Here is a 10,488-nt window from a genome sequence, read left to right as displayed (position 1 = left end):
CGGCAACTGACAAATAGCGCGATCAGAACGCCGCCATTTAGCGCGAGCGTTTACAGCCGAGGCCGTCGAAACGGCCTGTTCAGGCTCCGAAAACCGTCCCTTGTTTCCTCCTCCGAAATGCATCTAGGTTAAGTCGAGTTTTCGGAGAACGGCTTTGCTCGTCGGCTACGCGCGCGTGTCCACCCGCGACCAGTCCCCTGCCCTACAGCTCGACGCGCTCCGGCAAGCCGGGTGCGAGCGGGTGTTCATGGAGAAGGCGTCGGGCGCGCAGCGTGACCGGCCGGAGCTGAAAGCCGCGCTCGACTATCTGCGTGCGGGCGATACGTTGGCGGTGTGGAAGCTCGACCGGCTTGCGCGCTCCGTCCGGCAGCTCGTGGAGACGGCCGAAGATCTCGCCAAGCGCGAGATCGGCCTCAGGGTGCTCACCCAGGCGATCGACACCACCAGCCCCGGCGGGCGGCTCGTCTTCCACGTCTTCGCGGCCGTGGCGGAGTTCGAGCGCGAGCTGACCTTGGAGCGCACCTATGCCGGGCTTGCCCAAGCGCGGACCTTGGGGCGGCGTGGCGGGCGCAAGCCGGCAATGGGGCCGGCCGAGATCAAGCGCGCCAAGGCGATGCTCGCAGACCCCACCATTACCGTCGAGGAGGTAGCGCAGCAGATCGGCGTGCAGCCGTCGACGCTCTATCGGCACATACCCGGCGGGCGCAGCTCCCTAGGGCCGCCGAAGTAGGTGGTCGTCGTTCGGCGGCCGCGTCTTTGTCCCACCCAACCCTTGGGACCGAACCTGCGGCCCGGCAGTCAGGCAAACAGGTCGCCGATCGCGCGCACCCGGAATGCGTTGAGCCACCGGCGCCGCCGATGCTCGGTCGCGTCGTGGACCATGTGGCAACGCTGACAGAGCGCGGCCAGGTTGCGCGGCCGGTTATCGCCGGGATCATGGTTCAGGTGCGCGCTGGCGAGAACCACGCGCGTGATCCGCGTTTGGGCGGGCGGGTCGATGCCAGCCAACCCGGGTTGCACACGCGCCAGTTCGTCGGGCGATGGCAGGCGGCGAAGCCCCCTGCCCTGCCCGTCGCGCCAGGTCGCTGTATCCTCGTCCCACCAGATGCCATCGCCGAGGTGCAGCACGTCCCGGCCGTGCGGCCGACGGCAATGCTCGCACCGTCCCTTGGCGCGGCTGAACCGGATCAGGCTGGACAACTCGCGCCAGTCGATCGGGTAAAGCCAGCGATGTTCACGCGCGATCGGCATGACCATTCTATGAGTCAGTCGCACCCGGAACGAAAGAAGAAAATCACAGCTTTGCTGGAATTGCTGATAAGAAGCTGTCAGGTCATCCTGTGACGCACGAAGTGCGTGGAGATTTGTACGACGGTTCTCACCCGCTGGACGGTTTCGGTACTCGCCCTCAACCTGGCTGAGAAACCGGGGGATCCTCACTCTTGGGGTCGGACTCTAACTCCGGATGGAGGAAAAACGGCGGTTGCGTTACCGACTGCGTGTGCAAAACCAGAAGATGATCGCTCCCAACGCAACGATCAGACCAGCTATAAGAAGGTGCTGACCAGTCGACTGACCAAGTAGCCAAAGCGTAAATACAAAGGCCGCGATGGGTATCAAGAGGCGACCGGGAAGACGAAACTGCCCAGCTTGCTCAGGAACACTCCTCTCGATGAAGGGTAGCGAGGCGATGCACAAGGCGTAGGTCAACAGGCGCACGAAAGTGCTGAGGGTTGCGAGCCAGATAAAGTGCTGGCCTAGGGCCAGCACCATACTGAACGCCCCGCAGAACAGGATCGAGTTGACGGGTACATTGGTTCGATCGTTAACGACACCGAACCACGCCGGTAGCGTACCGTCCCGCGAAAGAGCAAATGTGAGCCGTGGCGCAGTTAGTAGGGACGTCAGGCTTCCACCGCCTATCGAGAAGATGACACCTAAGCCGAGCGCCAGCGCGCCTAGTGGACCCATGAGGCGACTGGCTAGGTCCACCAGCGGCCGATCGCTATTCCCCAGGTCGGGACCGACCGATACGGCGACGAGTTGGATCAGTGCGTAACAGATGGCGATCGCAACGACGGTGGTCACCAACGCCCGCGGTATCTCCGATCGAGCGTTCCGCGTTTCGCCTGCGTTGATCAAGCTGAACTCGAAACCAATGAATGCGTAGAGCAAGACGAGCATGGTTCGCCCGAGCGGCTCAGGCTCCAACCCGTCGGCGCTAGTCACCAGCCCCCACTCAACCTCTGGCAAACCGACTAGGATCAGAAGCAACAAAGGCACCAGCTTCAGGATGCTGATCGCATAAACTGCCGTCATCCCGGCGCGCACCCCGGCCGCATTCAGAACCGTTGCAAGCGCGATATAAGAGCTGATTGCGATCGTCCGCGGAAATCCGGATGACAAGGGAGCCCAAAAGGGCACCGCATAGCTGACGATCAGGTTAGCACTCGCCGCAATTGCAGCGACCCGGCTTACATAGATCAACAGTCCGGTCTGAAAGCCGACGAAACGTCCAAATGCGTGGGTCGTATAAACGATCGGACCGCCGGTGGTATCGAAGAAGCTTGCCGCTCGCGCCAGGGACAAGGCGACGGTAAGGATCAGAACGCCGCAGAGGATGAACAGCCACGGGCTGAAATAGCCGGCCTGGGCGATTGCCACCGCCGGTAAAGCGAAGATCCCGGAGCCGACGACACCGTTCATAGCGATCGTCGCCACGCCGATTCTGCCGATCTCGCGACGCAGCAACGAGTCGGGCGCTGATGGTCGCCTCACGTCGCGTTCGCCGCATCTGCAAGGTTTTTATAGCTGTTGGACGTCGCCACGAAGATCGCGGCCTTCTCTTTCCCCATCGGGCCGTCCTTCCGGAGAAGCTCCGATTCCGAGAGCGTCGCAGCCAAGCAAAGTTCGCCGGGCAGGCGCCAGGATGCTCGTGCAGCTGCACACAAATTTGGGTAGACCGTCATCATCATACGGTCCGGGCAGTTGACCGGAGGCGGGCGAACGCTTGTTCAAGATCGTGGATGAGATCGGGTCCGCTCTCCAGACCGGCATGCACACGGATCAGGGAACCTTCCTCGATCTCCGAACAACTGCGGGCCGGCAGCGGCCACGCCGGGACCATCAGACTTTCAAAGCCGCCCCAGCTCGACCCCAGTTTGAATAGGCGCAACCCATTGAAAAACGACGAGCGCTCCGCAGGAGACATCGGGTTCATCAACACGCCGAAAAGGCCTGAGGCCCCTTCGAAATCGCGGCTCCAAATCCCGTGGTCGGGAGAGGTTGGCAGCGAAGGATAGAGCACCTTCCGTACCTCCGGCTGTTTTTGGAACCAGGCCACCAGCTCCGACGCCGTTCGCTGGTGCCGCTCCAGCCGAACGTCGAGTGTGCGAAGGCCGCGATGGACGAGGTAGCAATCATCCGGGCTCGCCGAGCTCCCCCAGCGCGCTGCCGTGTCCTTCAGCCGCCTATAAATCTCATCGGACGCCGCACTCATGGCACCGAGCATCACGTCCGAATGGCCGGACAGATATTTGGAGGCGGAGGCGATGGAGATGTCGACCCCGTGCTCGATCGGCCGAAAGAGCAGCGGAGTCGCCCAGGTGTTGTCGAGCGCTGTGACGATGCCGCGTGATCGCGTGACTGCGGTGATCGCAGCGACGTCGACAAGCTCGAACGTGAGCGACCCAGGCGTTTCCATAAAGACCATGCGCGTGTTGGGTCGGATCAGCAAAGCGATGTCCCCGCCGATCGCGGGAGGGAAGTATGACACCTCCACTCCGTAGCTTTTCAGCACCTCGTCGCAGAACCGACGGGTTGAGCGGTATACGGTATCGATCACGAGGAGGTGATCGCCTGCTTGGAGAAAGGCGGAAAGGCTGAGCGTGATCGCAGAGGTGCCCGAGGAAGTGAGCACCGTCTGGTGCCCCCGTTCCAACCGGGCGATCGCCGACGCTAGAGCGAAGGTGGTCTCGGTTCCATACAGGCCGTAGGTCACCCCGTCATACAGACGGCTATGCCGGTCGATATAGGCCTCGACGTTATCGTAGACGATGGTCGTCGCCCGATGCACGGGCGGGTTCAGAACGCCAGCCTCTTGAGCAGAAGGCGAGGTCGAGTGCATCAGCGCTGTCAGGTCGGAGACAAGGTCATCTTCGGCGCTCGTTTTCCCAGCGCCCGCGGTCAGGTTGTTCATTTTTAGAGGTCCGATGTTGCAAGGGTTTTTGAAGGCAGCCGAATAGTCGAACCCGGAAGGTGCGGGCATGCCGTTCCGTCTATGCGGTCAATACCGAGTGTAGGCTGCCGCGGCGATAGATAGGCTGGTTTGACTGGCGTCTCTAACTTCAGAGGGCGCTTTGATCGGAGCTGGGCGGACCGTGCCGAAGTCATGTCTTGCGAACCAGCCGAGCGGTCCGGCTATAAGCGTACGGAATAGCCGCGGAGCGCCCTGAATGAATTTGCGTCAGTTGGAAGCGTTCCGCGCGGTTATGCTGTCGGGATCGGTCACGCAGGCGGCGGTCGCGCTTCACATATCCCAACCGGCCGTCAGCAAGCTCCTCGCCGATCTTGAGCATCAGCTCGGATTCCCGCTCTTCACCCGCTCCAAGGGCGTGGCGCTTGCGGTCACCCCCGAGGCCGACCTGTTTCTCGTTGAAGTGGAGCGCAACTTCGCTGGAATCGCCGCACTCAAACAGGCCGCAGCCGACATCCGTAACGCTTCCGCCGGGACCCTGCGCGTGGCAGCCTTGCCTGCGCTGGGCGTCAGCTTCCTGCCCGCTGTCATTCGCACCTTTCGAAGCCGTTATCCGGGCGTGACGGTGCAACTCCAGACCCGAAGCTCCTCCACGGTGCGGCAATGGATCGCGAACCGGCAGTTCGATATCGGTCTGGCAACGCCGGCGCGCGAGATGCCTGGAGTCGCCATGGAGACGTTCCTGCGATGTGCAGGAGCCTGCGTGCTGCCGACCGGCCATCCGCTGACGGACAGGGCGGTGATCACGCCGCCCGACCTGGAGGGCGAGCCCTTCATCTCGCTCGCGCTCGAGGACCGTACCCGTCATCGGATCGACCGAGTTTTCGAGGACGCGGGTGTGCAGCGCGAAGTGGTCATCGAGACGCAATACGCCATGACGATCTGTGCTCTGGTATTGCAGGGGCTCGGCTGCTCCATCTTAAATCCCATCACGGCCCACGACTATGTCGAGCGAGGGCTGATCGTCCGGCCATTCAGGCCGGAAGTGCTGTTCGAGTACATGCTGTTCACGTCGAGTCTGAGGCCGATGTCACAGGTGACAAAGGCGTTCATCGCCGTCTTGGAGGAACATCGGACGGCCTTCGTTTCGGGCAGCACAGACGGAGCGGTCGACTAGAATTTTGCCGTACCTCGCACGTACCAAAAGCCGCCGTTGAAGCCGGTCGGCGCGAACCGCAGATAGCGGATGCCGTTGGCGATCTGGGACGCGCGACGCTCCTTGTCCGGATAGTTATCGAAGACGTTCTCGGCTCCGACCGCGACCCGGAACATCTCGGTCAGCTTATATGACGCTTCAAGATCGACGAGGATCTCGGCACCGCCGGTCTGGTCAGCAGAAGCTATCGCCCCGTAGTCGGTCCATTTTCCATAATAATTGGCCCGAGCAAGAAAGCTTACGCGCTCACCCTCATAATTGAAGGACGTGTTACCCTTCCACCTCGGGATGAAGCGCTCCAGCTCCAGTATCCGCTCGCGGTCGGCGGCGATCACCGGAGTTGCTCGGACGACCTTGGTATCCGTGTAGTTCGCGTTGACGCCGAAGGTGCCCTGCCCACCGGGGAGGTCAAAGCCTACCGTCAGCACGGCGTCGACGCCTTGAGTGCGACTGTCAAAGGAGTTGGTGAAAAAGCTCACCTGCTGGAAAGACTCTCCTCCGGGAATGCCGAGAGCGGCAAGCTGGTCGCGTTGCGCTTGGGAGAGGTTGAAGTTGCCGGAAACCGCGATGCGGTCTTCGACCTTGATGTTGAAATAATCCACGGTGAGCGTGACCCGGCGGGCGGGAGTGACGACCACGCCACCTGCTATGTTGAATGAGCGTTCGGGTCTCAGCGAGGTCGCTCCAAAAAACTGCGCGACGGGGTTGCTCGGAGCGACAATGCCCGACGTAAGCGGCGCTCCCGTTACCGAGTCGATATTCGTCTGAACTTGCGAGGAGTTGGACTGGCCAGGAGTTGGCGCACGAAATCCCGTATTCACCGAGCCTCTGACGGCGAACTCGTCGATGAGATCGACACGCGCATTCACCTTCCAGGTAAAACGGCTGCCGAAATCGGTGAAATCCTCAAAGCGCCCGGCCAGCCCGAATTGAAGCCTTTTGGTCAGATTGCCTTCCAATGAGGAATAGACGGCCCAATTGCTTCGTGAGAAAACCCCAGCCTGGGTGGGACTGAAGCCCGGAAAGCCGTTCGAGCCGACCGGCAGGCCGGTACGCCGTCCCGTATCTGGGTCGATGACGGATGCGAATGGTCCGATCTGGTAAGAGGGAATGTCGCCAGCCGTGATCTCGTACGTCTCGCGACGCCACTCGCCGCCGCCGGCGAGCGTGAACGGTTCGGCAAGGCCGAGTTCGAGAGGATAGGCGAGATCCAGGTTGAAGTTCAGCTCGCGCTGCTCGAGCTTGCCAGGTCGAAAGTCGGTTGGAGAGGCTCGGCCGAGCGACGGGTTGACGGTGTCGAAGATTCGATACTTGGCCGTGTTACGCCCGAATGAGGCGCTGAGGTCGTAGGTAAGTCCAAAACTGGCTTCTCCCCTCAGGCCACCGACCAGGGATGCGTCGGTCACAGTGGCCCCAAAAGTGGGAGTGAAACCGCCCGGATACAGTTCGCGAAAGCTGAAACGAGCGCCGCCGGGTGCAGTGGTAAGCGGAACGCTGGTGGCGATGAAGCTAGAGTTTGGATTGCGGTAAAAGAACTCGGTGTCGCCGGTGCTCCAACTGTAGTTGCCGAATGTATAGAATTTCAGCGAGTCCGACAGATCGACGCCGGCGTTGACGAACATCCTCGCCGCTTCCACCTGCGGGTTCCCCCAGCGTTGCGCAGGAACGGGTACGCCTTGCACGCCGGCATTGATTAGAGCTTGCGCGTCGGCCCGCTGAATACCGCGGGAGGTCGGATCGCTATTGACATACTCGCCGCTGATATTGACGAAGCCGGCATCGGTGAACGGCAAACCCACATTGCCCTGGACCAGGAAGTCGCGGCCGTCCCCTTCATAAAATTGACCGTAGCGCGCGATCAGAGTTCCGCCTTCGCGCTCCGTGCGTAGACGAAAGTTCAGCACGCCGGCGATCGCATCGGAACCGTACAAGGCGGAGGCGCCATCGCGCAGTACCTCAAGCTGGCCGATGGCGATCGAGGGGATCGCGCTCAGATCGGGACCCTGCGACCCGCGAATGTATGGAATGTTTGTAAACTGGACGGTTGCGCCCCGGTGGAACCGCTTGCCGTTGACGAGGACCAGTGTTTGGTCGGGCGGCAGACCGCGCAGCGAGAACGGGCGGGTGAAAACTGCGCCGTCGTTGCTGACAAACCGCTGAATGTTCAGTGAGGGCACCTCAGCGCGGAGCACGTCGTTGATGTCCGAGCTGCCTTGCCGGGTGAGCCTCTCACCTGAGATGATGTCGATTGGCAGAGCGGCGTCGGCAGCCCGTAGGTCCGCGCGGCGGGTTCCGGTGACAACGATATCCCCCTGAGTGGCACTCGTTTGCTCGACGCTTTGAGGAGCGGTCGCCGCCTCTGTACCTTTAAGAGCGCCCTCGTCCGGATCGACGGTTTGAGCCCATGCGCTTTGGGCGCAAAGCGCCCACGCGAGCGCCACCATGCCGACGTACTGTTCGACTTTCGGCATACCCTACCCTCCCCTGCGTTTCTCGCTTCCTCACACGAGCTTGACGATGGGAAGCTATTGGTATGGCCGGGCTGCCGCCAAGAACTAAACAACCCCCATCCGCGATTCGTTGCAGGTCATCAGGATAGGTTATCGGTTCGGCCGCTGGTTGTTTTGGTTTCGACGTGGAGCTGCAAGGTGGTCTGCACTCAACCATCGATCGCTCAGCTTGGTCAGCGCAGTTCGGGTAATAGCGCTTAAAGCGTCTTATATCTGAGGTGGTCCCGCCTTCTTGGACAGTTTGGCGGCTGAGTTAAGCTAATCCCGGTTGTCGTTCATGCCGCCTGCTTGATCATCAGATCATGGGGGGCATGCCCCCCATGATCTGATTGCCCGATCCGCCCATAGGCCTCGAACGGGGTTCGCCCGGCCAGGCCCGAGTGCGGACGCTTGGTGTTGTAATAGGTGATCCACCGGCCAAGGCCAGCCTTCAACTCCGATCCGGTCTCGAAGGCATGGAGGTAGACGCACTCGTATTTCAGGGAGCGCCAGAGGCGCTCGATGAAGACGTTGTCCATCCAACGCCCCCGACCATCCATGCTGATGCGGACCTCGGCGTCGCGCAGCACGCTGGTGAAGGCGAAGCTGGTGAACTGGCTGCCCTGGTCAGTGTTGAAGATTTCCGGCTTGCCGAACCGGGTAAGCGCCTCCTCCAGCGCCGCAACACAGAACCCGGCGTCCATGGTGTTCGACAATCGCCAGGCCAAGACCCTCCGGCTTGCCCAGTCCATGATCGCCACCAGATAGAGGAACCCGCGGCGCATGGGGATATACGTCACGTCGGCGCACCATACATGGTTGGGTCGCTCGATCGCCAGCTTTCGAAGCAGATAGGGATAGACCCGGTGCTGCGGGTGCGGATCGCTGGTGCGTGGCCGCTGATAGATCGGCGACAGACCCATCTTCGCCATCAGGCGCCGTACCCGCCGCCGCCCGACCTCATGGCCAGCGCGCCGAAGGTGCCGCGCCATCTGGCGGCTGCCGTACCATGGGCACTCCATGAAGGTCTCGTCGATCACCGTCATCAGCGCCAGCGTCTCGTCCGTTTCCGGCACCGGGGCGTAGTAATAGGACGAGCGGCTGATCCGCAGCAGGCGGCATTGCGCCGAGATCGACAGGCGATGGTGAGCAGGTTCGACCATCGCCCGCCTCCGGTCCACGCTCATCGACCGAAGGCTTTCGCTAAAAAATCCCGCTCCACCACCAGTTGCCCGATCTTGGCGTGCAGCTTTTCCACCTCGCTCTCGCTGACGGCCTTGGCAGCATCACCAGCCCCCGAGAACGTGCTCGTCATCCCGTCAATGGCCTGGCGTTTCCACGATGCGATCATCGTATGGTGCACGCCGTGCTTGGCTGCCAACTCCGCCAGCGTCAGGTCGCCCCGGATCGCCTCTAGCGCTACCTTCGCCTTAAAATCCGCGCTGTAGCGCTTCCTCGTCGTCTTCATTCCCGTACCAATCCATCAGGTCGGGATTAGCTTAGCGTCCTGTCCAGAAAACCGGCACCACCTCAGCTCGCCGGTGAACTTCGTCAGCAGCTCGATCGCCGCGCTCCCGAACACGACCAGGCACACCCCCAGCGCTATCAGCTTAGGCACGAAGCTCAGCGTCTGTTCGCTAATCGACGTCGCCGCCTGGATGATGCTGATTATCAGCCCGACGATCATCATCGGCACGAGCAGCACCACGCAGATCAGGCCGGCCACGGCCAGCATCCGCCCCGTTTCGTCGAGCAGGATCGACTGATCCATCAGGCGCGACCGCCTTGCGGGCCGGGGACCGCGAGGGCTCCCCGGCAGCGCATCACATCGCCGATGCAGGCGGCGCGAGCGTCCCGAGCCAGGCGACCAGGGGGCGTTTGCGGGAGGGGGCGGAATCCTACGCTAAGGATTTGGGCCAGCGATATTCCCCGGTTAGATTGATGTGTTCCCATCCCAACGGCGAGACGTGGGCGAGTAGATCAGGCGCGATATGGGTACCGCTGGCGGCCCGGGTATTGACGACCTCGCCGAGCTTCATGGTGTTCCAGAATATGATGATGGCGGCGAGCAGGTTCATTCCGGCGATGCGATAGTGCTGGCCTTCGCCGGATCGATCCCGGATTTCACCTCGGCGGTGGAAGCTGATGGCGCGCTTTAGGGCGTGGTGGGCCTCACCCTTGTTGAGGCCGATCTGAGCCTGGCGCTGGAGGCCGGCATCAAGAATCCAGTCGATCATGAACAGGGTTCGCTCGATGCGGCCCACCTCTCGCAATGCGAGGGCCAGCTCATTCTGGCGCGGGTAAGAGGCGAGCTTGCGAAGAATCTGGCTGGGGGCGACGATCCCCGCTGCGATCGTCGCCATGATGCGCAGGATGTCGGGCCAGTTGCGCTCGATGAGCGGTTCATTGATCTTACCTCCGACCAGCGCTCGCACATTGGCCGGCGTCGCGTTGGGCGTGAAGGCATAGAGTCTTTTCTGAGGGAGATCGCGGATACGGGGGGCGAACCTGTAGCCGAGCAAGGCGCAGGCGGTGAGCAGCCCCCACCGGGTGGTCCGGGTTGATAGTTAGTGCATTGTCGTCTCCGC

9 protein-coding genes and 1 pseudogene are annotated in these 10,488 nt (G+C 61.9%); 2 read left to right on the top strand and 8 right to left on the bottom strand.

The genetic code is table 11. The features are described 5' to 3' along the window. Window positions 1–154 precede the first annotated feature (154 nt). Entirely contained in the window at window positions 155–730 is a 576-nt protein-coding gene (locus AX702_RS02290; RefSeq protein ID WP_066478100.1) for a recombinase family protein, read from the top strand. Between the two features lie 68 nt (window positions 731–798). Here the strand turns inward: AX702_RS02290 and AX702_RS02285 are convergent, their stop codons facing one another. The 4 genes from AX702_RS02285 to metC form a co-directional block, all read right to left on the bottom strand. Further along, entirely contained in the window at window positions 799–1,251 is a 453-nt protein-coding gene (locus tag AX702_RS02285) for a hypothetical protein (protein ID WP_066478497.1), read from the bottom strand. Between the two features lie 237 nt (window positions 1,252–1,488). Further along, complete coding sequence (locus AX702_RS02280; RefSeq protein ID WP_156455321.1) at window positions 1,489–2,721, bottom strand: APC family permease; 1,233 nt, start codon at window positions 2,719–2,721, stop codon at window positions 1,489–1,491. Between the two features lie 53 nt (window positions 2,722–2,774). Continuing rightward, on the bottom strand, window positions 2,775–2,972 hold the full coding sequence (locus tag AX702_RS02275) for a hypothetical protein (protein ID WP_156437679.1): 198 nt from the start codon (window positions 2,970–2,972) through the stop codon (window positions 2,775–2,777). Next, entirely contained in the window at window positions 2,972–4,198 is a 1,227-nt protein-coding gene (gene metC, locus AX702_RS02270; protein ID WP_066478093.1) for a cystathionine beta-lyase, read from the bottom strand. The genes AX702_RS02275 and metC overlap by 1 nt, the downstream gene beginning before the upstream one ends. A gap of 256 nt (window positions 4,199–4,454) precedes the next feature. Here metC and AX702_RS02265 point away from each other — a divergent pair, with 256 nt between their 5' ends. After that, the gene (locus tag AX702_RS02265) at window positions 4,455–5,372 is read left to right on the top strand and encodes a LysR family transcriptional regulator (RefSeq protein ID WP_066478091.1); all 918 of its coding nucleotides are present in this window, start codon (window positions 4,455–4,457) and stop codon (window positions 5,370–5,372) included. Here AX702_RS02265 and AX702_RS02260 read toward each other — a convergent pair. The 4 genes and pseudogenes from AX702_RS02260 to AX702_RS02240 form a co-directional block, all read right to left on the bottom strand. After that, complete coding sequence (locus AX702_RS02260) at window positions 5,369–7,882, bottom strand: TonB-dependent receptor plug domain-containing protein (protein ID WP_231731693.1); 2,514 nt, start codon at window positions 7,880–7,882, stop codon at window positions 5,369–5,371. The two genes, AX702_RS02265 and AX702_RS02260, sit on opposite strands and share 4 nt — an antisense overlap. Before the next feature lie 314 nt (window positions 7,883–8,196). Next, window positions 8,197–9,368 (bottom strand): IS3 family transposase gene (locus AX702_RS02255; RefSeq protein WP_116462942.1). Its coding sequence is split into 2 segments (ribosomal slippage): window positions 8,197–9,104 and window positions 9,104–9,368, totalling 1,173 coding nucleotides; the frame shifts between segments, so codons are not numbered across the junction. Between the two features lie 15 nt (window positions 9,369–9,383). Further along, complete coding sequence (locus tag AX702_RS02245; protein ID WP_066478080.1) at window positions 9,384–9,671, bottom strand: flagellar biosynthetic protein FliQ; 288 nt, start codon at window positions 9,669–9,671, stop codon at window positions 9,384–9,386. Window positions 9,672–9,798: 127 nt separating this feature from the next. Beyond that, window positions 9,799–10,425, bottom strand: a pseudogene (locus tag AX702_RS02240) (Tn3 family transposase); the annotation flags it as partial. Window positions 10,426–10,488: the final 63 nt, after the last annotated feature.

This window comes from Sphingomonas sp. CCH5-D11, from assembly GCF_001557395.1.
In the GTDB taxonomy this organism is placed as follows: Bacteria; Pseudomonadota; Alphaproteobacteria; order Sphingomonadales; family Sphingomonadaceae; genus Sphingomonas.
Note: the sequence above shows the minus strand (reverse complement) of the source record. Positions and strands in the feature narration are given on the sequence as shown.